The 24920-nt window shown below is 60.4% G+C and carries 18 protein-coding genes and 1 tRNA gene; 15 read left to right on the forward strand and 4 right to left on the reverse strand.

Annotated features, from left to right (window positions below):
- Positions 1 to 101: 101 nt before the first annotated feature.
- The 8 genes from ACIROW_RS09390 to dnaG all read left to right on the forward strand — a co-directional run bounded on the left by ACIROW_RS09390 (position 102) and on the right by dnaG (position 13062).
- Positions 102 to 2834 carry a PD-(D/E)XK nuclease family protein gene (locus ACIROW_RS09390; RefSeq protein WP_402274492.1) on the forward strand — a complete coding sequence of 911 codons (2733 nt, stop codon included), beginning with the start codon at positions 102 to 104 and terminating at the stop codon, positions 2832 to 2834.
- Complete coding sequence (locus ACIROW_RS09395) at positions 2831 to 6181, forward strand: UvrD-helicase domain-containing protein (RefSeq protein WP_402274494.1); 3351 nt, start codon at positions 2831 to 2833, stop codon at positions 6179 to 6181. Before ACIROW_RS09390 ends, ACIROW_RS09395 begins: the two co-directional genes overlap by 4 nt.
- A 225-nt stretch (positions 6182 to 6406) precedes the next feature.
- A complete protein-coding gene (locus ACIROW_RS09400) occupies positions 6407 to 7615 on the forward strand; it encodes a cation:proton antiporter (protein WP_402274496.1) in 1209 nt (402 codons plus the stop codon).
- The gene (locus tag ACIROW_RS09405) at positions 7612 to 8847 is read left to right on the forward strand and encodes a YbdK family carboxylate-amine ligase (RefSeq protein ID WP_402274498.1); all 1236 of its coding nucleotides are present in this window, start codon (positions 7612 to 7614) and stop codon (positions 8845 to 8847) included. The genes ACIROW_RS09400 and ACIROW_RS09405 overlap by 4 nt, the downstream gene beginning before the upstream one ends.
- Before the next feature lie 42 nt (positions 8848 to 8889).
- A complete protein-coding gene (locus ACIROW_RS09410; RefSeq protein WP_402274501.1) occupies positions 8890 to 10089 on the forward strand; it encodes an NAD(P)/FAD-dependent oxidoreductase in 1200 nt (399 codons plus the stop codon).
- Positions 10090 to 10264: 175 nt separating this feature from the next.
- Entirely contained in the window at positions 10265 to 10477 is a 213-nt protein-coding gene (gene rpsU / locus ACIROW_RS09415) for a 30S ribosomal protein S21 (RefSeq protein ID WP_005665410.1), read from the forward strand.
- A 296-nt stretch (positions 10478 to 10773) separates the two neighbouring features.
- Positions 10774 to 11223: a GatB/YqeY domain-containing protein gene (locus ACIROW_RS09420; protein WP_402274504.1), complete on the forward strand. Its 450-nt coding sequence runs from the start codon at positions 10774 to 10776 to the stop codon at positions 11221 to 11223.
- Between the two features lie 24 nt (positions 11224 to 11247).
- Positions 11248 to 13062 (forward strand): DNA primase, encoded by a 1815-nt coding sequence (dnaG, locus tag ACIROW_RS09425; RefSeq protein WP_402274507.1) that lies wholly within the window; start codon positions 11248 to 11250, stop codon positions 13060 to 13062.
- A 277-nt stretch (positions 13063 to 13339) separates the two neighbouring features.
- Here the strand turns inward: dnaG and ACIROW_RS09430 are convergent, their stop codons facing one another.
- Positions 13340 to 13648, reverse strand: coding sequence for a hypothetical protein (locus ACIROW_RS09430; RefSeq protein ID WP_402274509.1), 309 nt, complete (start codon positions 13646 to 13648; stop codon positions 13340 to 13342).
- Positions 13649 to 13736: 88 nt separating this feature from the next.
- On the opposite strand from ACIROW_RS09430, the gene rpoD reads away from it, so the two are divergent.
- On the forward strand, positions 13737 to 15962 hold the full coding sequence (gene rpoD / locus ACIROW_RS09435) for an RNA polymerase sigma factor RpoD (protein WP_402274512.1): 2226 nt from the start codon (positions 13737 to 13739) through the stop codon (positions 15960 to 15962).
- A 33-nt stretch (positions 15963 to 15995) separates the two neighbouring features.
- Positions 15996 to 16074, forward strand: a tRNA-Ile gene (locus ACIROW_RS09440).
- Positions 16075 to 16220: 146 nt separating this feature from the next.
- Here the strand turns inward: ACIROW_RS09440 and ACIROW_RS09445 are convergent.
- The 3 genes from ACIROW_RS09445 to ACIROW_RS09455 form a co-directional block, all read right to left on the reverse strand.
- Positions 16221 to 16523: an ArsR/SmtB family transcription factor gene (locus ACIROW_RS09445; RefSeq protein ID WP_402274515.1), complete on the reverse strand. Its 303-nt coding sequence runs from the start codon at positions 16521 to 16523 to the stop codon at positions 16221 to 16223.
- A 61-nt stretch (positions 16524 to 16584) separates the two neighbouring features.
- The gene (locus ACIROW_RS09450) at positions 16585 to 17334 is read right to left on the reverse strand and encodes an SDR family NAD(P)-dependent oxidoreductase (RefSeq protein WP_402274518.1); all 750 of its coding nucleotides are present in this window, start codon (positions 17332 to 17334) and stop codon (positions 16585 to 16587) included.
- 110 nt (positions 17335 to 17444) lie between these two features.
- The gene (locus ACIROW_RS09455) at positions 17445 to 18122 is read right to left on the reverse strand and encodes a peroxiredoxin-like family protein (protein ID WP_402274521.1); all 678 of its coding nucleotides are present in this window, start codon (positions 18120 to 18122) and stop codon (positions 17445 to 17447) included.
- A 120-nt stretch (positions 18123 to 18242) separates the two neighbouring features.
- Between ACIROW_RS09455 and ACIROW_RS09460 the strand changes: the two genes are divergently transcribed.
- The 5 genes from ACIROW_RS09460 (at position 18243) to ACIROW_RS09480 (ending at position 24786) form a co-directional block, all read left to right on the forward strand.
- Positions 18243 to 19121, forward strand: coding sequence for a LysR family transcriptional regulator (locus ACIROW_RS09460; protein ID WP_402274524.1), 879 nt, complete (start codon positions 18243 to 18245; stop codon positions 19119 to 19121).
- Between the two features lie 93 nt (positions 19122 to 19214).
- Entirely contained in the window at positions 19215 to 19820 is a 606-nt protein-coding gene (locus tag ACIROW_RS09465; RefSeq protein ID WP_402274527.1) for a TetR/AcrR family transcriptional regulator, read from the forward strand.
- 122 nt (positions 19821 to 19942) lie between these two features.
- A complete protein-coding gene (locus ACIROW_RS09470; RefSeq protein WP_402274529.1) occupies positions 19943 to 20977 on the forward strand; it encodes an NADP-dependent oxidoreductase in 1035 nt (344 codons plus the stop codon).
- 509 nt (positions 20978 to 21486) lie between these two features.
- Positions 21487 to 22614, forward strand: a complete 1128-nt coding sequence (locus ACIROW_RS09475; RefSeq protein WP_402274532.1) for a porin — start codon at positions 21487 to 21489, stop codon at positions 22612 to 22614.
- 330 nt (positions 22615 to 22944) lie between these two features.
- On the forward strand, positions 22945 to 24786 hold the full coding sequence (locus ACIROW_RS09480; protein ID WP_402274534.1) for a DUF1566 domain-containing protein: 1842 nt from the start codon (positions 22945 to 22947) through the stop codon (positions 24784 to 24786).
- Positions 24787 to 24920: the final 134 nt, after the last annotated feature.

Genomic DNA, 24920 nt, shown 5'->3' on the forward strand with positions numbered 1-24920 from the left:
AATTGACCCGGCCGGTCGCATACAATGCGGCAAAGACATGCCGGGTCGATAGATTCCGGCAATCATTTCGATAAATATATTTTTCTCTGCGGCCCCCTTTAATGTTGCATTCGCCCCTGCTGATCAGCCCCTCCATCGACTTCTGGCCGCAGACCGCGGCCGCCTTGCTGGAGGCCGATCACATGCTGGGCGCTGCATTTGGAGCGGGGTCGCGTGACTTTTCCGGTTATCAGGTGGTGGTGCCGGCGTTTTCGCATGCGGTGCACTGGCGCGCGGCGTTGGCCCAGGTGCTGCAGCGCCGGTCGCCGCAACAGGCCGGCTTCATCCCGCCGCGCATCAACACCATGGCCGGCTGGCTGGCCATGCAGGCGCCGCAGCCGCAGCAGGACGACAGCGAGCGCCTGATGCAGCTGTACGCGCAATTGCGCCAGCACGCCTGGCTCAAGAAGATGTTTACGGCGCGCCGCAACACCGACCTGCTGCCGCTGGCGCAGACGCTGCTGTCGCTGTCGGATGAACTGACCCAGGCGTTGTTGCCGGCCATGGAGCGCACTCCCGGGGATGCGGACGAACGCTGGCAAGCCGCGCTGGCGCAGCTGTCGCCGTCGGCGCGCAGCATGCTCTCGGACGAGGCGCAACTGGTCTGGTCGATCTGGCAGAGTCAGCTCGACGGCAACGACAAGACCGCGCAGCGCTACGCGCGCATGCTGGCGCTGGCCAAACCAAGCGCCCACGCGCCCCTGGCGCCGCTGATGTGGATCAGCCCGGTCGCCCCCGAACCGATGGAACTGGCCTTCCTCGAGGCCTACGGCGAACACGCCGAAGTGCAGCCGGTGCAGATCGACTGGCGCGGCCCGGATATCCCCTTGCTGTACCAGACCGCCTGGCCGGAATTGTGCGACGCACCGCTGGCCCCCGCGCCGGATGATCTGTTCGCGCCGCAGATGGACGCGCCGACGCTGGCGTTGTGCCCGGCCGCCAGTCTGGAAGACGCTTCGCTGCAGAGCGCGCAGATCGTGCTCGACTGGCTGCGGCAAGGCAAGGACGACATCGCCATCGTCGCCCAGGACCGTGTCAGCGCGCGCCGCCTGCGCGCCCTGCTGGAGCGTGCGCAAGTTTCGGTGGCCGACGAAACCGGCTGGAAGCTGTCGACCACCCGCGCCGCCGCAGCGATGGCGGCGTGGTGCGACGTCGTCACCTCGCGCGGCGAAACCACTGCACTGCTCGACCTGCTGAAGTCGCCGTTCATCTTCGCCGGCATGGCCGACAAGAGCGCGGCGGTAATGCAGATCGAGTGGCAATTGCGGCGCGAGAATATTTCCGGCGAATGGCGCAGCGTGCAAGCGGCGTTCAAGAGCGGGTCGCTTGCCGCAGAGGTTTTGCAGGCAGTGGCTGCGCAGGCCGCGCTGTTCGAGGGACGCAAGAACCTGATCGACTGGAGCGCGTGCGCGCAACACTTGCTCGATGCGCTCGACATGCGCGCCGCGTTCACGCAGGACATCGCCGGCCAGCAGGTGCTGCAATTGCTGGACGACCTCGGCGCCCGGCAATCGGATACCGACGGCGGCGAATTGTTCTCCTTCTCGGAATGGCGCGCATTGCTGAACCTGCAGCTCGACGCCGTCACGTTCATGCCGCCGATCACCGATCGTCGCATCGTCATGCTGCCGCTCAACGGCGCGCGCCTGCGCAATTTCGACGCCGTTCTTGTGATCGGCGCCGACGCCGAACACCTGCCGTCGCAACCGCAGGAAACGCTGTTCTTCTCGAACGCCGTACGCCACGAGCTTGGATTGCCCACACGGCTGTCGCGCCAGCACCAGCAATTGCGCGACCTGACCGAACTGCTGTGCGCCAATCGCGAAGTGGTGCTGTGCTGGCAGACCCACAAGGACGGCGAACCGAATCCCAAGAGCCCGTGGCTGGAACGTCTCGAACTGTGCCTGGCAAAAGCCGGCATGGCGCCGCTGCGCGAACTGCGCCACGATTTGCCGCTGCATGAATTGCTTGCCGCACCCTCCGTCATGCCAGCGCCGTCGGCCGCTGAGCTGACGCCGGCGCGCTTGTCGGCCAGCGCCTACAACCGGCTGGTGGCCTGCCCGTATCAATTCTTCGCTCAGCACATGCTGCGCGTGAACGTCATGGACGAACTGTCCGACATGCCGGAGAAGCGCGACTACGGCGGCTGGCTGCATGAAATTCTGATGAAATACCACGAAGCGCAGCGCGACGCGAAGACGCCTGTCGAGCAGCGTGCGGCCTTGCTGGCGACCGTCTCGGATGACGTCTTCAGCAAGGCGATCCGCGAACATCCCACCGCGCTCGGTTATGAAGCGCGCTGGCGCAAGGTGATGCCGGCGTACCTGGTCTGGGCCAACGAGCGCGAAGCGCAGGGCTGGCATTTTGTGCTCGGCGAATTGCCCTTGCAGCACGCACTGGCCTGGCCGGACGGCGGTATCGAGCTGTACGGTCGCCTTGATCGCGTTGATGAAAACGCGGGGGGCGAACGCGCGGTGCTCGACTACAAGACCAGCTCGCTGCCGTCGCTGGTCGCCAAGTTGAAGAATGCCGAAGATCACCAGCTGCCGTTCTACGGATTGCTGTCGGGCCAGACGATGGCGGCTGCGCACTACGTCGCCCTGGAGCCGTCCCGGGACAAAACCGGCGACGTCGCCGCCCCCGATTTCGAGAAGCAGCAGCAGGCCTTGCAGCAGCAGATCATCACGGTCGTGCAGGCCATCGGCAACGATGCGCCGCTGCCGGCCAACGGCATCGAATCGGTTTGCCAGTATTGCGATGTACGCGGGTTGTGCCGCAAGGGAGTCTGGCAATGAGCGACAAAAATTTAATCGCCGCCTACGAAATCAACGGCCGTCCTGCAGAAGCGGCGGCATTCACCGCAGCTGCCTGCGACCCGCGCCAGTCGGTGGTGGTGGAAGCCTGCGCCGGCAGCGGCAAGACCTGGCTGCTGGTGGCGCGCATGTTGCGATTGCTGCTCGCGGGCGCACAGCCGGCCGAACTGCTGGCGATCACCTTCACCCGCAAGGCCGCGCAGGAAATGCGCGAGCGCCTGATGGAGTTGCTGCACGAACTGACGCTGGCGCCGGCCGAACAGGCACGCCAGTTGCTGCTGGAGCGCGGCGTCGACGCCGACGAGCTGCCGCGCTTGATGCCGCTGGCGCGTTCGCTGTACGAACAGATTCTGGCGGGCCAGCAGGGTTTGTCGATCGACACTTTTCACAGCTGGTTTGCGCGTCTGCTGCAGATCGCGCCGCTGGCGTCGGGCGTGCCGCATGGCTATGCGCTGACCGAGAAAAACGGCGAGATCATGAACGAGGCTTACCGCCGCTTCATGCAGGCGGTGCAAAAGCCGGCGCAGCAAGCGATCAAGCTGGCCTTGCTGGAACTGTACGAGCTGGCCGGCGACAGCGGTGCGCGCAACCTGCTCGATGCCTTCCTCGACAAGCGTGCCGAATGGTGGGCTGCAACCATGCCGCCGTTGTCGTCGGAGGACGCGCCGCTGCAATGGCTGGAAGAGTTGTGCGGACCCGACGCCGCTCGCGACGCGCGACTGACGGTCTGGACCGACGAGGCCTTGAAGGCGCGGCTGTATGAAATTTCTTCACTGCTCGGCAAAGGCACGGCAACCAACCAGAAACGCGCGGTCGCCATCGAAACGCTGGTGAGCGGCGAAGCGTCGGTGGAGCAGTTCGCCGCCTTGGCGACGCAGTTTTATGACGACAACGGCAAACCGCGCGGCAACACCAAGACCAAGGACTTGAAGGCGGCGTTGAGCAAGCACTACGGCGTCGACGAAGAGGTCGCCGTGTCGCTGTTCGATGAAGTGTTCGAGCTGACCGGCAACGAACTCCGGCTGTTGCAGCGACGCAGCGCCGAAGGCATTGTGCTCAGGCTTAATCGCGCCCTGTTCACAGCGGGTCGCGCCTATCTCGACGCCTATCAGGAGGTGAAGGCTGAGCAGCGTGTGTTCGATTTTGCCGATCTCGAATGGCACGCCTACCGCCTGCTCACCAACGAAGAGAGTGCTGCCTATCTGCAAAGCCGCCTCGACGCGCGCTACAAGCACATCCTGCTGGACGAATTCCAGGACACCAACCCGCTGCAATGGAGCATCGTGCGCGCCTGGCTGCGTGCCTACGGCGGCGATGCGGCGCAGCCGAGCGTGTTCGTGGTGGGTGATCCCAAGCAATCGATTTACCGCTTCCGCCGCGCCGAGCCGCGTGTGTTCGCCGCCGCGCGCACCTTGCTGGAACAGCAAGGTGCGGCGGTCTTGCGCGCCAACCAGACGCGCCGCAACGCCAGCGCCATCGTCGACGTGCTCAACACCAGTTTCAGCGGGCGCAATGCCTTGTTCGCACCGCAAACTACGCTGGGCATGGACGGCGGCGCCGTGTGGCGCTTGCCGCTGGTGCAGGCTCCCGAGGCGGCCGAAGAGGACAAGACCGACGCTGCGCCATCAGCGCTGCGCAATCCGCTGATCACCCCGCGCGAGGAAGAAGACGATGCGCGCCGGCGCGACGAAGGCCGTCAGGTGGCGCAGGCGATCCTGCTGGCGCGTCAACGCATCCAAGTCGGCGGCCGCGCGCTTAAATGGGGCGACGTCATGCTGCTGGTGAAGAAGCGCCGTCACCTGATCGCATATGAAAGCGCATTGCGCGAGGCCGGCATTCCGTTTGTCTCCGACAAGCGCGGCGGCTTGCTCGATTCGCTCGAGATCGCCGACCTGATCGCGCTGCTGACTTTCCTGATCACGCCCAACGACACGCGTGCGCTGGCTCACGTGCTGAAGAGCCCGATCATCGGCGCTTCCGACACCGACCTGATCGCGCTGGCGCAACGCAGCGAATCCGACTGGTGGAATCGCGTGCTGGCCACGCAGCAATCCGGCGCAGGATCGGCATCGGCCGCCATCGCCCGCGCCGCGCACTTGCTGGCGCAATGGCTGGACGCCGCGCCGCATTATCCGGTGCACGATCTGCTTGATCTTATCCTGCACGAAGGCCAGTTGGCCGCGCGCTATGCCCAGTCCGTCGCGCCATCCATGCGCAGCCAGGCGCTCGGCAACATCGAGGCCTTTGTCGAACTGGCGCTCAACCTCGACGCCGGCCGTTATCCCAGCCTGCCGAAATTCATCGATGCGCTGCGCGTCTTGCAGCGCCACGCCGAAAGCGATGCGCCCGACGAGGCCAGCATTGATGCCGCCGCCGACGCCGTGCGCATCCTCACCGTGCACAGCGCCAAGGGCCTGGAAGCGCCGGTGGTCGTGATGATGGACACCAACCACAGCGATCCCGCCAACGACAACATCGGCGTCCTGTGCGACTGGCCACAGGACGAAGACGCACCAACACATTTCTCCGCCTTCGGCCGCAAGAGCGAGCGCGGCACGGCGCGCGACCGCTGGTTCGACGCCGAAGAGCATTTCAAGATGCAGGAGGACTGGAATCTGCTCTACGTCGCACTCACCCGCGCCAAGCAATTGCTGATCGTCAGCGGCGTGGCCGGCACCAAGGGAGCATTGGAGGGCGGCATCCAGGAAGGCAGCTGGTACAGCCGGTTGTTCGACCGCGCCGGCGAGGAGCAGGGCGTGGAATTGGTAGCGCCGCCTGCGCAGATCAACGACGCCGGGCAACAGCGCGAAGAACGATTCGAACTGCCGCTGTTCATTCCGACGCCGCTGCCGGCGCCGGTGGTCGATGCGCCGGAGAATTACAGCAATGACGCCATCGACGAAGGCGTGGCCTTGCACGCGCTGCTCGAACGTGCGCTGCATGCGCGCACCTGGCCGGTGAATTTGCCCGACGAAGCGGCCATCGCACGCTGGTTGCCGTGCCCGCGTCCGCTGGCGGCGGTGATCCGGGCCCAGGCCGTCAATATGTTGGCGCAACCGGCGCTGGAGCGTTTCTTCAATCCCGCCCTGCATCGCTACGCGCGTGACGAAATGGAGATCGTTACAACCGACGGCGTATTGCGATGCGACCGCGTGGTGGTGTTCGACGACGAAGTCTGGGTGCTTGATTACAAGCGCAATCTGCTCGATAGCGAGCGCGCCGCTTATCAAGCGCAATTGACGCGTTATCGCACGGCGCTGTTGTCGGTGTTTTCTGACAAGCAAATAAGGTCTGCGCTGATTACTGCCGATGGTCGGCTTTGGGAATAATGGCAACGCATTCGCCACTTAACCGCAAACAAAAGACGATCAGATCATAGGAAAAAATTTCGTTTAATATAAAAATGGTTTAACCTCGGGTTCCCTACCGCGGTTAATGTTCAGGAAGCTTTCAAGCAGCATCGCTTCATATCAATCATCAGTGCGTCTCCAACAGCATCGCCAAGGAACAGGCGAAGCGCGCGCACCGTCAAAATAAATACGTCAGGAGGAGCTATGCAGTGGACTCTTCCGTCTTTCGCCCTTGCACAACCGATCCAGTGGAACGCGTTGCTGCTGTTCGGCAGCTTGTTGCTGTTCGGGCTGATAGCCGGTCATATCGTGTCGAAGTCGCCATGGGTGCCGCGCATCACGGGTTATCTGATTGTTGGTTTCATCCTCGGCGGCGGCGGCCTGAACTGGCTGTCGGGCGATGTGCTGAGCGTGACCAATATCTTCGCCGACATTGCCGTCGCGCTGGTGGTATACCAACTTGGTCGCTACGTCGACATCGGCTGGCTGCGCCGCGAGAAGTGGCTGCTGGCCACCGTCGTCACCTCGGCTGTACTGTGCTTCACTTTCGTCAGCCTGGCCTTGCTGTGGTTCGGCACCTCCAACGTACTGGCCCTGCTGGGCGGCGTCTGGGCCATCGCTACCGCCCCGGCCGTGGTGCTGGTGGTGCTGCGCGACCTCAAGGCTGAAGGCCAGGTCACGCGTCGCCTGGCGACCATGACCGCGCTCAATAACTTCGTCGCGATCCTGGCCGCCTACGCCTTGCTGCCGGTGATTGCGCATGAGTCAGGCACGCCGCTGCTGACGCTGGTCGAGCACACCGCGTATTCGCTGATCGGTTCGGCCGTGCTGGCTTACCTGACTTACTGGCTGATGATGCCGCTGGCGCGCCTGCTTGGTCGCCAGGGCAGCCGCCAGTTCGTGCTGGTGATTTCGGTCATCGCGCTGGCCATCGGCGTGGCGCACGCGCTGCATTTGCCGGTGATGCTGACGATGCTGATCTTCGCCATCATGTCGAAGAACCTGGATCGCCAGTACGACCTGATGGAGCTGGAATTCGGCGTCGCCAACGAATTGTTCGTGGTGATGCTGTTCGTCACCGTGGGCGCCTCGATGCGCCTGGCGGACCTGAGCATGGTCGGCTTGTCGGTGCTGATTCTGATCGCCGCGCGTTTCGTGGCGATGGGCTGCGGCGTGTTCCTGTTCGCCCGCTTTGCGCGCATGAACTGGAAGCAGGCCGGACTACTCACGCTGGGCACCTTGCCGATGACCGAGGCGGGACTCGGGCTGATGCAGACGATTTCCAACCTGTACCCGCATACCACGTCCGACGTCGTGCCCTTGCTGGCGGGATGTCTGATCGTGCTGGAATTGTTTGGCCCTGTCGCCACCCAATTCGCCCTGATCAAATCTGGTGAAAGCGGACGCGAATGACTACTACCACTACCTCTGCCTCTATCCCTGCCGCTGCGCCGGTGCAGGAAGAAGGACTGACGCATTTTCCGACGTCCAGCGCCGGCATCCTGCCGTTCACTTCGTCCACGCCGTTCACGATGGGCATCGAGCTTGAGCTGCAGCTGGTCAATCGCCGCAACTACAATCTCGCCAGCGACGCCGTCGACCTGCTGACCTGGATTGAGCCGCGCGAGCTGCAAAAGCAGATCAAGCTGGAAATGACGCAGGGCATGATCGAACTCAACTCGGGCATCCACACCCGCGTCGACGAGCTGATCGAAGAGTTGAAGGACTTGCGTGGCGCCCTCAACAACGGCGCCCAATATCTCAACATCGATGTCTCCGGCGGCGGCGCGCATCCGTTCCAGCACTGGAACGAGCAGCGCATCACGCCGAGCGAGCGCTTCTATCACCTGCACGAGAAGTACGGCTATCTCGCCAAGACCTTCACCGTGTTCGGCCAGCACATCCACATCGGCGTGGCCAACGGCGACGATGCGCTGTATCTGACGCATGCGTTCTCTCGCTTCGTGCCGCATTTCATCGCGCTGTCGGCGGCGTCGCCGTTCTATCAGGGCGCCGACACCAAATTCGACTCGTCGCGCAGCAACGTGGTGCGTGCGTTCCCGCTGTCGGGCACGGCGCCGGTGCAGACCAAGTGGGCCGAGTTCGAGACCTACTACGACGAGCTGCTGCAGATGGGCATCGTCGCCAGCATGAAGGATTTCTACTGGGACATCCGCCCCAAGCCCGAATACGGCACCGTTGAAATCCGTGTCTGCGACACCCCGCTGACCATCGAGCACGCCGCCCACCTGGGCGCCTACGCGCAGCTGCTGGCGCGCTGGATCCTGACCGAGCGGCCGTTCGTGATGCGCGACGATTTTTACCTGCTGTATCAGTACAACCGGTTCGAGGCCAGCCGCTTCGGATTGAACGGCATGCTGGCGTTGCATGGCGAAACGCCGGCGACTTCGAGTAAACTGCCGATCTTCGAGCATTTGCTGTTGCAATTGCAGTTGCTGCAACCGTATGTGCAAAACGAGGTCGAGGAACTGACCCTGAAACGCCTGCGCCACATGGCGCACAACCGGCTCAGCGACGCCGGCTGGCTGCGCCAGGCATTTGCCCAGCGCGGTTCGCTCAACGATATGATGCGTCTGTCGTCCGAACTGTGGATGGACCGGTCGCCGCCTTCTTATTTCCAATGATGCCCCTGCCTTCGCCAGCGAAGCAGGCTGGCGAAAGCAAACATGACAACACCATTCGATGTAGCAGTAATCGGCGCCGGCGCCGCCGGCATGATGTGCGCGGCCGTGGCAGGGCAGCGCGGCAAGTCGGTGGTGCTGATCGATCACGCATCCAAGCTGGCCGAGAAGATCCGCATCTCCGGCGGCGGTCGTTGCAACTTCACCAACATCAGCGCGACGCCGCAGAATTTCCTTTCGCAAAATCCCCATTTCTGCAAAAGCGCCTTGTCGCGCTACACGCCACAGGACTTCCTTGCGCTGGTCAAGCGCTACCAGATCAGCTTCCATGAGAAGCACAAGGGCCAGTTGTTCTGCAACGACTCGTCTGAAGAGATCATCGCCATGCTCAAGGCCGAGTGCGACTCAGGCAATGTCGAGTGGCGCATGCCGTGCGGCGTGGCCTCGGTCGGCAAGGACGGCGAGCTGTTCCGGCTGGAGACCGATTCCGGCGAAATCCTGGCGCGTCATGTGGTGATCGCCACGGGCGGCCTGTCGATTCCCAAGATCGGCGCCACCGATTTCGCCTATCGCATCGCCAAACAGTTCGACATCAAGATGGTCGAGACGCGCCCGGGCCTGGTACCGCTGACTTTTGACGGCGCCGGCTGGCAGCCTTTCGTCGACCTGGCCGGCATCGCGCTGGAAGTCGAGGTGGAGACCGGCGTCAAGAAGGAGCGCGGTTACTTCCTCGAAGACTTGTTGTTTACCCATCGCGGCTTGTCCGGTCCGGCTATCCTGCAGATTTCGAGCTTCTGGCAGCAGGGCGCCTCGCTGACGTTGAACCTGCTGCCGCAGATCGATGTCGCCGAGGTCTTGATCGAAGGCAAGACCACGCTCAAGAAGAATCTCGGCAACCAGCTGGGGCAATGGCTGCCGGCGCGCCTGGCTGACGGCTTGCTCAAAGCCAACGGATTCGACGGCACGGCGCGCATTGCCGACATGCCGGACAAGCAACTGCGCCAGGTGGGCGAAGCGCTCAACCGCTGGACCATCAAGCCGAATGGTTCGGAAGGCTACCGCAAGGCCGAAGTCACCATGGGCGGTGTCGACACGCGCGAGCTGTCGCAGCAGAGCATGATGGTCAACAAGGTGCCGGGCCTGCATTTTATCGGTGAGGCGGTCGACGTGACCGGCTGGCTGGGCGGCTACAACTTCCAGTGGGCTTGGGCGTCGGGCGTGGCGGCGGGGCAGGCGATTGAATAGAGTTGGCGTGAATGCGGGAGTGTATGTTTCCGGCACGCATCCCAGATCATTGATTTATTTGGATTTTTTGCCGTCCGGTTGGAAAAAAGCCACGGTAAAGCTTCCATTTGCCGCTTCGGTCTGCTAAAATCGCGTTCTTTCCGTATCCAACCTAACCTCTTTGGTTTGAATCTACATGACCACTATTCGTCTTAAAGAAAACGAGCCGTTCGAAGTCGCCATGCGCCGCTTCAAGCGCACTATTGAAAAAACCGGTCTGTTGACCGAGTTGCGCGCGCGCGAGTTTTACGAAAAGCCGACAGCAGAACGCAAGCGCAAGCTGGCAGCCGCAGTGAAGCGCCACTACAAGCGCATCCGCAGCCAGCAACTGCCTAAGAAGCTGTACTAAGAATTTCCCGTCGCGCCGCCTTGGTGCGCGCGACCACGTTAAACCCGCTCTGGCTCAAACCACAGCGGGTTTTCGCATTCGTAGGCCGTCGCTAAGCTGCTGCGCGAACCGGCATGCGGTCTGCGGTGCTCATCGTACATTCGTACGATTCCGCTCCTCGATCCACATGTCGGTCCTGCTCGCTACGCTTATCGACGGCCTACGTGGTCTCATATAAGTCCTTTGCGACGCACTTCAGCGACCGGGATTTGAGGCTTGTGCTAGATTGAATCAATCGCTTATCTCTGGAGAATGCAATGGGTCTGAAAGAGCAAATCACCGAAGACATGAAGGCGGCGATGCGCGCCAAAGAGGCGGCCAAGCTGGGTACGATTCGCCTGATCACCGCGGCGATGAAGCAGAAGGAAGTCGATGAGCGCGTTGAGCTCGACGACGCCATGGTGCTGGCGATCATCGACAAGATGGTCAAGCAGCGCAAGGATTCCATCAGCCAGTTCGAAGCCGGCGGTCGCCAGGACCTGGCCGATATCGAGAAGGCCGAACTGGCCATTCTGACCACTTACATGCCTGCCGGCCTGTCCGATGACGAGATCAAGGCTGAAGTGCAAGCCGCCGTGGCCGCCACCGGCGCCGCCGGTCCGCAGGACATGGGCAAGGTCATGGGCGTGCTCAAGCCGAAGCTGGCCGGTCGCGCCGACATGACTGCCGTGTCCGCTCTGGTCAAGGCCGCCTTGACCAAGGCTTGAATCTTGTCAGGACGCTAACTCCCTGTGATTCCACAGTCGTTCATTCAGGATTTGCTCAACCGCGTCGATATAGTCGATGTGGTTGGCAAGTATGTGCAGCTCAAAAAGGGCGGCGCCAACTTCATGGGCCTGTGCCCGTTCCATAACGAAAAATCGCCAAGCTTCACGGTCAGTCCGACCAAGCAGTTCTATCACTGCTTCGGCTGCGGCGCGCATGGAACGGCCATCAGTTTCCTGATCGAATATTCCGGCCTTGGCTTTGTCGAGGCGGTCAAGGATCTGGCCCAGGGCGTCGGCATGACGGTGCCCGACAACGACGACCGCATCCCCCCGGCGCAGCGCGCCGAGCAGCAGGCCAAGAGCATGGCCTTGTCGGATGCGATGTCGGCTGCTTGCGATTTTTATCGCCAGCAGCTGCGTGCCGCGCCGAACGCCGTTGAATATTTGAAGGGCCGCGGCCTGACCGGCGAAATCGCCGCCAAGTTCGGTCTCGGTTATTCGCCTGATGAATGGGACAGCCTGCGCAAGGTGTTCCCGGATTACGAAGTGCCGGCGCTGGTCGAAGCCGGTCTGGTGATCGACAAGAGCGACGAGGACGGCGGCCAGCGCATGGGCCGCAAGCGTTACGACCGCTTCCGTCATCGCGTCATGTTTCCGATCCGCAATACCAAGGGCCAGGTCATCGGCTTCGGCGGCCGCGTCATGGACGGCGGCGAGCCGAAGTACTTGAACTCCCCGGAAACGCCGCTATTTCAAAAGGGTAGCGAGCTGTACGGTTTGTTCGAAGCGCGCCAGGCGATCCGCGAAGCGGGCTATGTGCTGGTGACCGAAGGTTACATGGATGTAGTGGCGCTGGCGCAGCTGGGTTTCCCGCAGGCGGTGGCGACGCTGGGTACGGCGTGTACGCCGATCCACGTGCAGAAATTATTGCGTCAGACCGACGAAGTCGTGTTCAGCTTCGACGGCGACTCGGCCGGACGACGCGCCGCACGGCGTGCGCTGGACGCGTGCCTGATCCACGCTTCGGACAATAAGATCATCAAGTTCCTGTTCCTGCCGAAGGAACACGACCCCGACAGTTACGTGCGCGAAAAAGGCGCAGAAGCGTTCGAGCAGCAGATTAAAGAAGCGATGCCGCTGTCGCAATTTCTGATCAAGGAAGTGGTCGGCGAGAACGACATGACCACGCCGGAAGGCCGCGCCCGCGCGCAGTTTGACGCCAAGCCGATGTTGCAGGCGCTGCCGCCGTCGTCCTTGCGCCTGCAGATCGTGCGCAGCCTGGCACAGGTCACGCAGACCTCGCCGGCTGAAATCGAGGCCTTGTTCGAGCTGTCCAATCCGGTGGTGCAGACTGCCGCGCGCCGGGCACCGCCGCCGCGCAGCAAGCGCATGGCGCCGATCGGACTGGAGCGCCAGATCGTGCGGCTGCTGGTGGCGCATCCGGCCTTGTCCGCGGATCTGGACGACGACACCCTGGTGGTGGTCGGCCATCACGCACCGGATCACGCGCAGATGGTGACGCAACTGGTTGAAGCGTGCCGCAGCATGGGTGAGCAAGCCAATTTCGCGACGCTGGTCGAGCTGCTGCGTGACGGCGGGGCGGATTTTGAAAGCCTGATCGCTGAAATCGCAGCCGAGACCGAGGTCGAATCCGAATTCGATGTCGTCCGGCAAGAAATGGCCGGCGCCGTGCGCCAGATGAAAATGCGCCAGGTCGAGGACGAAATGAAGCAATTGTCGATTACCGGCCTGAGGGATGAAGTTGCCCAAAGCAGGTACCGGGAATTGATGCAAAGGAAGGAGCATCTGAAACGTCTCACGGGAGCTGATTTCGGATGATTTTGAGAGGTGTTGAGGGACGATCGGGGCGGGATCTTACGCAGGATTGCCTTGATCTCCGGGAAAAACACCCTATATATGTTATAATCTAGGGCTTTAATTCCGCGGCGAAACATAATTCGTGATGCGGCAAAGATTCATTGAACCATCGGTCCATAGAGCGAATGAAGGCAAATAAGCCATCGCATTGGACAAGAAATGCAGGGGACGAAAGATTTAGGAACGTTGCGCGGGCAAATCGTATCCAATTGGTATGAGATGCAAGAAGAGCATGGTTTTATTGGCGCAATGAGTTTGACTCACTTGGCTTTGATTCTATGGCAGATGCAATGAAGAAAACCGCAAAAACTCCGACACCTTCCGCTAAAAACACCAAGCCGGCCGTCAAGCCGGCAAGCAAGTCGACCCCTGTAACACGATCGGTCCCGAAGAAAACAGCTGCTGCAAAGCCCACCGGCAAAGCAACGGCGACGGCAGTAAGGGCAACAAGCTCGCCGGCGAAAGCTGCATTGACAGCCTCGGCGAAAAAAACCAGTGCCAAACCTGCTTCTACGGCGGTTCGCGCTGCAGCGCCGGTAATTGCCAAGGCGACTACCAAAGCGGCTGCAACGCCAACGAAGAAGAACTTATCTCAAGCCAGCGTCAAGCCGGCTTCTGTGCAATCGAAAGCTTCTGTGACAATCAAGAAACCTGAACCGAAAACCGCCAAGCCTGCCGCGAAAGCAGCAGTCAAGAGCGAAGTCAAAGACGTCAGCGTCATGATCGCGCCTGGCGTCAGCCAGACCACCGACGCCGCCGCACTGGCAGCCATCGACACGTCCGGCTACATTTTGCCGTCCGTCAAGGTGCCGGGCCGCCGTGGCCGCAAGCCGAAGGAATTCCAGCCCGAGAACGACGAAATCGCCGCACTGAATGCGGTTGAGCGCGCCGAACTCAAGGCCGTCGACAAGGCCAAGGCCAAGGACCGCAAGGCCAAGGAAAAGGCGCTGCTGAAAGACGCGTTCTCGTCCGACACCGAAGCCACCGAAGAAGAACTCGAGCGTCGCCGCCAAAAGCTCAAGACCCTGATCAAACAGGGTAAGGAGCGCGGCTACCTGACCTTCTCCGAAATCAACGATCACCTGCCCGAAAACATCGTCGATCCGGAAGCCATCGAAGGCATCATCGGCACGTTCAACGACATGGGCATCTCCGTGTACGAACACGCGCCGGATGCTGAAACATTGCTGCTGTCCGACAACGTCGCCAACGTCGCCAGCGACGACGACGCCGAAGCCGCCGCCGAAGCTGCGCTGTCGACCGTCGACTCCGATTTCGGCCGCACCACCGACCCGGTCCGCATGTACATGCGTGAAATGGGCTCGGTCGAACTGCTGACCCGCGAAGGCGAAATCGAAATCGCCAAGCGCATCGAAGACGGCCTCAAGGACATGATCCAGGCGATCTCGGCTTGCCCGACCACGATCGCTGAAATCCTGGTCGCCGCCGACAAGATCTCGAAAGACGAAATCAAGGTCGACGAAATCGTCGACGGCCTGGTTGACATGAGTGAAGGCGAAGTCGTTGTCGCCGCCGCTTCGGATGAAGAAGACGAAGAGGACGACGAAGAGGACGACGAGGAAGAGGAAGAAGAAGGCGAAAGCAGCAACACCGGCGGCGCCGCAGGTTTCTCCGCCGAGCAGCTGGAACAGCTCAAGCGCGATGCGCTGGGCAAGTTCGCCACCATCTCGACCCAGTTCGACAACATGCGCAAGGCCTTCGAAAAAGAAGGCTACAACTCGAAGCCGTACGTCAAGGCGCAGGAAATCATTTCCAACGAGTTGCTGGGCATCCGCTTCACCGCCAAGGTCGTTGAAAAGCTGTGCGACACGTTGCGTGCGCAAGTCGACGAAGTGCGCCAGATCGAGCGTCAGATCCTCGACGTCGCCGTCAACAAATGCAACATGCCGCGCGCGCATTTCATCAAGGTCTTCCCGGGCAACGAAAGCAACCTGGACTGGGTTGACGGCGAAGTCAGCGGCAACCACGCCTACAGCGTCGTGCTGGCGCGTAACGTGCCGGCCATCAAGGAACTGCAACAGAAGCTGATCGACCTGCAAGCGCGCGTCGTGCTGCCGCTTCCAGACCTGCGCGGCATCAACAAGAAGATGGGCGCCGGCGAGAAGAAGGCGCGCATGGCCAAGCGTGAAATGACCGAGGCCAACCTGCGTCTCGTGATCTCGATCGCCAAGAAGTACACCAACCGCGGCCTGCAGTTCCTCGATCTGATCCAGGAAGGCAATATCGGCCTGATGAAGGCGGTGGACAAGTTCGAATACCGTCGCGGCTACAAGTTCTCGACCTATGCGACATGGTGGATTCGCCAGGCAATTACCCGTTCGATCGCCGACCAGGCGCGCACCATCCGTATTCCGGTGCACATGATCGAAACCATCAACAAGATGAACCGCATCTCGCGTCAGATCCTGCAGGAAACCGGTGCAGAACCTGATCCGGCGACGCTGGCCATCAAGATGGAAATGCCGGAAGACAAGATCCGCAAGATCATGAAGATCGCCAAAGAACCGATCTCCATGGAAACGCCGATCGGCGACGACGACGATTCGCACCTGGGCGACTTCATCGAAGACAACAACACATTGGCCCCGGCCGATGCCGCGTTGCACGCTTCGATGCGCGGTGTGGTCAAGGACATCCTCGACTCCCTGACGCCACGCGAAGCCAAGGTGCTGCGCATGCGTTTCGGCATCGAAATGTCGACCGACCACACGCTGGAAGAAGTCGGCAAGCAATTCGACGTCACGCGCGAGCGCATCCGTCAAATAGAGGCAAAAGCGCTGCGCAAGCTGCGCCATCCGTCGCGCTCCGACAAGCTGAAGAGCTTCCTGGAAGGTAACTAAGTCAGATCGGGACTTCGGTCCCGGCCAGACTCAGGCCCCCTAGCTCATGCTTGGTTAGAGCAGCGGACTCATAATCCGTTGGTGCCGTGTTCGACTCACGGGGGGGCCACCAGCAATATCAAGGGCTTACGGTAAAACGTAAGCCCTTTTTCTTTTGCTGGGGGATTTCGGCTTGTCAGAGAAAAAGTCAGCTCATCGTTCTTGCTCATCGGATGATTTTTCGACGTGTACTTTCGTACCCGATGATTTCGTTAGGATTTATTCCAGGCACTTCTTCTCAACAAGACAGGTTTCAATCAGAAAATCAATCACGCCGACAACGACACTCTCTTCCGTTGAATAATAAATATAAGTCCCCTCGCGCCGCGCCGACAGCAGCGCAGCCCTCGTCATCTCCTTGAGATGGAACGACAGGCTGGAGGGAACGATCTGCAATTGCGCAGAAATCTCGCCGGCGGAAAGTCCCCGCGGTCCAGCGGCGGCCAGCGCCTTGAAAATCGCCAGCCGGGATCTGTGTGCGATTGCACTCAGGGCGAGCATCGTCGCTTCTTCGTTCATCATTGAATGTCCAGGCATCGTCAATCTGCGGCGTGCCCACAACCGGGCGCGCCGCCAACCATTCCTAGATCTGCGCCATGCCGCCGTCTACCGGCAAATCGATTCCCGCGACAAAGCTGCTGTCGTCCGACGCCAGGAACAAGGCTGCGGACGCCAGTTCTTCAGGGCGTCCAAGGCGACCCAGCGGAATCGCCTGCGCGAAGGTCTCGCGCAGCTTGTCGGTTTCTTCCCTGGTCGGAAACTGCAAGTCGATGATGGGCGTATCCACCGGTCCCGGGCTGAGCGTGTTGACGCGGATGCCGCGATCCTTGAGTTCCAGCGTCCAGGTCCGGGCGAATGAGCGGATCGCCGCTTTCGATGCGCTGTAAGCCGTATAGGACGGCATCGCCTTGCTGTTGGCGATCGACGAGACGAGGATGATCGAGCCGCCTTGGCGCATCAGCGGAAGGGCTTTCTGTACAGTGAACAGCAAGCCCTTCGTGTTGATGTCGAAGGTCTTGTCGAAATGCGCCGGGCTGATCTGATCGATCGTCTTCAACTCGACGAAACCGGCGTTCGCGAACAACACGTCGATGACGCCTTTGGTTTCCTTGACCGTCGCATACAGACGATCAAGGTCGTTCAGGTTGGTGACGTCGCCCTGGACAGCGGTGACGTTACGGCCGATTTCCTTCACGGCCTTGTCGAGCTCTGCTTGCCGGCGTCCGATGATGAACACATAGGCGCCTTCTTCGACGAAGCGCTTGGCCGTGGCCAAGCCGATACCGCTGTTGCCACCGGTGACGACGGCGATTTTTCCTTGTAACTTGGACATGTTCATTTCCTTTAAATGTAGTGCGTTCATCCAGCGGCGACTGTCATGGACGCGCAATGGATTGCACAATGCAGGCCCGGATGGGCCCGCATCAGCGATGGCGTTTGAAATCAGGCGGCTTCGTTCTTGAGTTGTTGCAGCACCGGCAGCAGCTCTGAAGGATCGGGACGCTGCGTATAGTCAGGATTGACTTCCGCATAGGCGATCACGCCGTCCTGGCCGATGACGTAGCGCGCGGGCATCGGCAGGGACCAGCTTGGTTCGCCGTTGTTGATGGCAAGATCGTTCTTGAACGTGTTCTTGTAGAGATCCTGCAGATACTCGGGCAGCGTAAAACGCAGGCCGAATTGCGCTGCAACTTCATTGCCGGAATCGGACAGGATCGGAAAGCTGACGTTGTTCTCGCGCACCGAGCGGCGTGTATTGGCCGCCGTTTGCGGCGATACCGCAATGAGTTGCGCGCCGAGGCCTTCTATCTGCGGCAAGGCCTTTTGCAGGGCCTGCAGATCCAGGTTGCAGTAGGGGCACCAGACGCCGCGGTAAAAGCTCAGCACCAGCGGACCGGATTTCAGCAGTTCGGCGAGCGAAAGGGGTGTTCCGTCGACGTCCGGCAAGGCAAAGTCGGGAGCGACGTCGCCGGCCTTCAGGGCGCGGTCCGCGATGCGAGACGCCACCAGCTCTGCCGTGGCACGGTGCATGGGTTCGTGGATCCAGGCAGGGGCGTTGAACGGCGGGCCGCCGGCTTCGAAGTTGCGGCGGAATTCGGCGAGTTGTTCAGGTAGTTTCATTACAGTTTCCTCAGTTGGTTGCGCCATGTGGCGTGAGGAGAACTATCTTTCATTTGTCGATGAGCGAGAAGGTGGGTAAATCGACTAAGATATATCCAAATTTCAAATGAATGGATAGTCATGAGTGATCGCCTTTTTGCGTTGCGTGTGTTTGTCCGGATCGCGCGCAGCGGCAGTTTTTCCAAGACGGGGCAGGAACTAGGCCTGTCCCAACCTTCGGTGTCCCGCATCGCCGCCGAACTGGAAAAAGAGGTCGGCGCCGCGCTATTTACCCGCACCACCCGGGCAGTGTCGCTGACGGAGGCCGGCCAGGATTATCTGGCGCGCATTGAGCCGATCCTGGCGGCATTGGAAGAGGCCGACCACGCAGTGAGAGGCACGGGAGCGCTGCGCGGCCTGCTGCGCGTCGCGGTATCGTCCAGCCTCGCGGTGCGCGAGATCGTGCCGCAGTTGCCGCTCTTCATGGAGCGCTATCCCGCGCTGCGCGTGGAGTTGATGATGAGCGACCAGCGCCAGGATCTGGTGCAGGAGGGCGCGGACCTGGCGTTGCGGTTCGGCGTCCTGCCCGACTCGAGCGCTACCGCGCGCAGGGTTGCCGTCTCTCCGCGCATGCTGGTGGCGGCGCCAGCCTATCTGGTCAAACATGGCACGCCCAGCACGCCTGCCGACCTGTCCGAGCATGCGATGATCCTGGGTCCCACGGGCGGACGCACCTGGGAATTCCGTCAGGGCGGGCGCAGCGCTTCCGTGCGCGTCGACGGACGGTTGCTGGTGTCGCTCAATGAAGCGGCGATCGCCGCCGCAGTCGCCGGTCTCGGCATCGTCCAGACCAGTCGCTGGGGCTGCCGCGCCGAACTCGATGGCGGCGCATTGACGCGCGTGCTGCCGGATTGGGACGCAGGGCAACTCGAACTGCATGCGGTCTTCCCCGCCGGACATGCCGCCAAGCCGTCGGCGCGCAGTTTTATTGAACATCTGATGCAGCATTTCGCTGCTTAGGCACGTTCGCGCTCATGCGGGCCAGGCAGCACGACGAAATATCTGTTTCAAGGTTAGCTAGACGACCGGTCTAATCTGTGACATGATGCGCCCATGACTACTGCCATTGCTCCTCCCGATCTGCGTCAGCACATGCTCGACGTCGCCAAGTCCCTGATGCTGGAAAAGGGCTTCACGGCGGTCGGGCTGACCGAGTTGCTGGCGGCCGCCAAGATTCCCAAAGGCTCGTTCTATCACTACTTCGCGTCCAAGGAAGCTTTCGGCGACGCCTTGCTGACCTGGTATTTCACCGGTCACCACGCACAGCTCGACATCTTGCTGGGCGGGCGCGATCCGGCTGCGCAGCGGCTGATGCGTTACTGGCAGTACTGGCTCGATACCCAGACCGGCGGCGATCCCGATCAGCGCTGCCTGGCGGTCAAGCTCAGTGCTGAAGTCTCGGATCTGTCCGAAAGCATGCGGGCGACGCTGGAGTGGGGTACGCGCGGCATCATTGAGCGCGTGACGCGCTGCCTGGCGGAGGGGCAGGCCGATCAATCGCTGCAGGTGACGCAGGAGCCGGCCGAGTTGGCCGCCACGCTGTACCAGCTGTGGCTGGGCGGCAGCCTGATGGCCAAGATCAGCCGCCATCGCGGTCCGCTTGATACGACCATGGCGAGCACGCGCCAATTGCTGGGACTGGCGGATTCGCCGGCCTGACTCTTCATTGACGGTGGCCGCCAAGATGCAGATGTGTTTTGGCGGCCTTTTTATTTCACTCGTTACTAGACGACCGGTCTATTAATATCAAAGCCTATCAGGTAAATCGAAAAGGAGAAAACATGCCGCTACACCAATATCCCCTCGTCAATCGTCGCATCGTCCTGGCGCAACGTCCTCACGGCGCACCGGTTCCCGCAGATTTCCGCCTGGAGCAAGTCGCCATGCCCGAACCAGCGGAGGGGCAATTGCTGCTGCAGACCATGTTCCTGTCGCTCGACCCCTACATGCGCGGCCGCATGAGTGATGCTGCGTCCTATGCGCCGCCGCTGGCCTTAGGCGATGTGATCGTGGGCGGCACAGTCAGTCGCGTCGTGGCGTCGAGGCATCCGCAATTCAATGAAGGCGATCTGGTGCTGGGTTTCGACGGCTGGCAGGAATACGCCTTGTCCGAGGGCAGCGACCTGACACCGCTGGGCGATGCCGCACATCCTTCTTACGCGCTGAGTGCGCTGGGCATGCCCGGCTTCACCGCCTATCACGCGCTGCTCGAGATCGGCCGCCCGAAGGCTGGTGAAACCGTGGTGGTGGCGGCAGCCAGTGGTGCTGTCGGTTCGGTGCTTGGGCAGATCGCGAAGATCAAGGGCGCGCGCGTAGTCGGCATCGCCGGCGGCGCGGACAAATGCCGCTATGTCGTCGATGAGCTGGGATTTGACGCCTGTCTGGACCGGCGCGATCCGGAGTTCGCTCGCCAGCTTGCTGCGACCTGTCCGGATGGCATCGACATCTATCACGAAAGCGTCGGCGGTCCGGTGTTCGACGCGGTGCTGCCGCTGCTCAACGACCACGCGCGCATACCGGTATCGGGGTCGATTGCGCATTACAACGAAAAGGGTCTGCCGGCTGGCCCGGATCGTTTGCCGCAGCTATTGAGCGCGCTGGTGTTCCGGCGTATCCGCATGCAAGGATTCATCATCCTCGACCACTATGCCGACGGCTATGCTGAATTCCAGCGCGACATGCGCGCCTGGGTCGCCGCCGGGCGGGTCAAGTTGCGCGAGGACATCGTCGCAGGACTGGAGCATGCGCCAGCTGCGTTGATCGGTTTGCTCGACGGTCGCAATTTCGGCAAGGTGGTGGTGCGCGTCGCCGATTGATCACGCGGCGACGCAGCTTCGTTTGCACTCTCTCTATATATAGAAGGCCTGGCGGTGCGCCAGGCCTTTGCTTTTTGCGCTGTCCGGAGAAATATCGGGTGGTGCCTCTCTGTTGTCGGCAGGCATGATCCTCCTTGCTCAAATCACCCCCGCTGAAGTTTAAGTTCGTATCAGCAACATATTTAAACCAAAATGTAGTTTTAAAACTAGCAATAAGTAGCAAAGCTACTTGTAACATTAGTACACATATTCTTCGTTTCTATGGCTCTTAACTGTTGTAATTCCCAATAAATCTATAAAATCTATGTAGTTGCGGTAAAAAAAGCGTGGAAAATAAATTTTTAATGTGTAGAATTAAATAAAATTTTTAGTAAAACTACATAAAATGTAGAGAGGCAAAAAGAAGCGCAACCGTCACATGGCTGCGTGGAAACAATGCCCAAAAAAAAGAATTCGAGTGCAATGCTCGAAAAATAGTGGAAGTCCCCACAGCAAATTTAGGAGATGAAATGAAAAAAGCATCAAAGGTCGCATTCATTGCGAAGCCGCTCGCTATTGCTGCCGTCATGGCCGGCGCATGCGCAAGCGCTCAGGCTCAGACTAACGTCACCATCTACGGCCGTATCGACGCCGGTATCAATTATCAAAGCAACTTCACCCAACGCGATTCCACCGGCGCAGTCGTTTCCCGCGGCGGCAAATGGGGCGTTGACGGCAATGAGTGGGGCACCAGCATGTTCGGCTTCAAGGGCAATGAAGATCTGGGCGGCGGTCTTAAGGCGATCTTCACACTGGAAAGCGGTTTTGACGCTTCCAACGGCCAGGTCAACGGCGGTTCGGGTTTGTGGACACGTCGCTCGTTCGTCGGTCTGAGCGGCTCGGCCGGTACTCTGAAAATGGGTAAGGACCTGGCGATCCAAAGCGATCCGATCTGGGCACTGGATCCGACCGGCCAACAAGCGCTGAGCACCGCGACACTGGTCAAGGAACGCAACTGGCCGCAAACCAACAACATGGTCAGCTATGAAACGCCAAACTTCGGCGGCTTCACGGCAACTGTCATGCACGGCTTCGGCGAAGCTGCAGGTTCGTTCACCAAGGGCGTAGCCCCGACAACCGGCCCAACCAATATCAACAACGGCAGCCGCGACGGCATCTCGCTGGCTTTCGTGCAGCCGACCTATGAACTGCGCGCCATCTATGACGTGCAACGCGACACCAACGGTCAGTTCTCCACATTGTTTGCTTCTTCCAAAGAGCTCACACTGGGCGGCACCGTCACCATCGACAAACTGAAGTTGTTCGCCGGTTACGAAAACCTGCGCGCGCCTTCGGCAGCAGCAGGTTCGCCTGACCGCGCCAACCATTACTGGCTGGGCGCGAACTACCAGATCACACCAGCTCTGACACTGATTGGCGCGGCTTACCACGTCAACGTCAACGGCGGCGTGGGTAGCGCCAACCTGTTCGTCCTCGGTGGTAACTACAGCCTGTCCAAGCGCACACTGTTGTACGCAACCGTCGGCACAATCCGCAACAGCTCGACTTCGGACTTCTCGGTCGAGTACGGCACCAATGGCGGCGCCGTGGGTCAGAACATGAACGCGCTGTACTTCGGCGTCAGCCACTCGTTCTGATGCAAGACAAGCCCGGGATCGCGTGATCCCGGCACCGTCCTCGCGGGCATGATTCCATCGTTAATAGTCGCGATGGAATCATCCCGCGCAGGTCTGCAGCAAACGTGCTGTACTTTAGTCGGGCGGCACACGTAACGCAGAGTAGTCGTAGGTGTAGTGACATCCTGAGGAACTCCCCCTCTTGGCCCGTTCGATGTTGAGCGGGCTTTTTTATTTTCTTCCGCAAGTTTACCGGCACTACCTTTCCTGCACCCTATGCCGTATATTCAGCGCACGGCAACAGCCGGAGCCGGCATATGACAAGGCGACATACTCGGGGGAGATGCTGTGTTGAAAAGTTATCACAAGATCGGATTTGCATTCCTGCTTTTGGCGGCTGTTCTGCTGACGGCGTGTGCGACGACACGTCCGGAAAGTGACAAACCGTCGCTGCCCGGTGCAGAGTGGCGTACTACCCGTACCGTCAACGGGGTAAGGCAACCGGTGATGGATGCACCGAAATGGTCGTCCGAGAATGAACTCACCCTGTTGGACGATGCAACCGGTTTGCTGTGGAGCAAGAGATCGTTCGCGCTACCGGCCGACAAAACTCTCGAAGACGCCCGAAGTTATTGTGAAAGCTTGGGCTGGCCAGCGATGCAGATCCCCACGAGGCAGCAATTACAGACGCTCGTTAACTACAAATACGCCAACCCGGTCGTTGATCATGACCGTCTGCCGGGTATCCGTTCAATTCCCTATTGGACCTCGACACCATCCGATATCAACGGCGCCGACAAGGATTCGTATTGGCTCATCGACTTCCTTGATGGGAGAAGTTTTTCCAGAAGCGCAAAGGGCAATCTGGCTGGTGTTCTGTGCGTCGCGGACTTTCACGAGGCCAAACCAGACAGTCATTACACCGACCGGGGAAGCTGGGTCGAAGACAATGCCACCGGACTGGGATGGCAAAAGCAGACGGTACAGGCCAACGACGCCAGTGCCTTGGCGGATGCCTGCCTTGGATCGGGCTTGGGTGGCAAGCGCTGGCGCGTTCCTGCGCAGCATGAACTCCTGAGCCTGGTGAGTGCAGGGCAAAGCCATCCTTACCTCGATCCGCTCTTTTCGGGCGAGCTGTCGCTGAGCAGCAGTACGGCGGACTTGCATCGCGTCGGTTCGGATTTTTATGGCGTGGACTTCCGGCGCGGAGTGACCGTCACGGGCGATGGCATGCACACGCGCTGTGTTTCCCAGTGGCCCGACAACAAGTTGACAGGGCGCACCTACGAGGGGAGCGTGTTCATCGATGCGCCCAACGTCGATGACGCAAACCGTCAGCTGCAATTGTTCGAGACGGGGCACTATCGAAAAATCCACGGAGACCTGTACATTCACGGGCCGGTTGCGGCTGTCATCCTGCCTTATCTGGAAGAGGTGACCGGGAGCATAAGCATCGACCGAAGTGTGAAAGTTCATACTGTCGCGATACCTTTCCTGACTACGCTCGGCGGGGAGCTCGGCGCCGTTGGCAATGCCGCTCTGGAGCGTCTCGTGTTTCCTGGACTTTCTGGAATTGGCGGTAGTCTGACGTTGAGCAAGAATGCCAATCTCGGCAGCAAGCAAGAGCAGATCCCCCTGGCCGACGACATTGTCGAGCCTCTCGATTTTCGTTCATTGAAAACAATCGGGGGGGACGTCAGTATTCAAGCTCACCAGCAACTCAAGATGCTCTCGATCACCTCTCCGATAGCGGTCGGGAAAAGTGTGAGCATTGGGGATAATCCGCAACTGCGGACGATCCGGATGACTTCGCTGGCTTCGATCGGTCAGTCGTGCGGACCTGGTAGCGGCGACTGCGGCAGTCTCGAGATACTGTCGAACATGCGATTGGCGTCAGTGGACTTCGCGTCGCTGAAAACCATCGTTGCAGGTTTCTCCGTACGTGGAAATCCCGAGCTCAAGGATGTTCAGGAAAGGATAGATCGTATCGGCACCGATTTGGTGGCGCAATATAATCGCAAGTTGTGCGCTCGCACGGTGCTTGATCGCATTCTCTTGCGGACCTGGAACAGCGGGCATTTTCCCGGCGGCGTCACCATTACCGACAATGATCCTGCGCCGGAATGCAAAACTGCATGTAGCGATCGGGACCATTGCACAATTCCTCACGCCAAGGCAGTGCCGCGCCGTTGAAGCAGGCGGTGGTGCTATTCAAAGAAAAGCCGGCAAGCCTTGCAGGCCTTGCCGGTTTATTTTTATGTGGAGGGCCTGCGCTGCATCTGCTGCCGGCCTTCCTGTCTCCGCCGCTTAACTGGTATTACGTGGTA

Source organism: Herbaspirillum sp. NPDC101397, assembly GCF_044767325.1.
Taxonomy (GTDB): Bacteria; Pseudomonadota; Gammaproteobacteria; order Burkholderiales; family Burkholderiaceae_D; genus Herbaspirillum.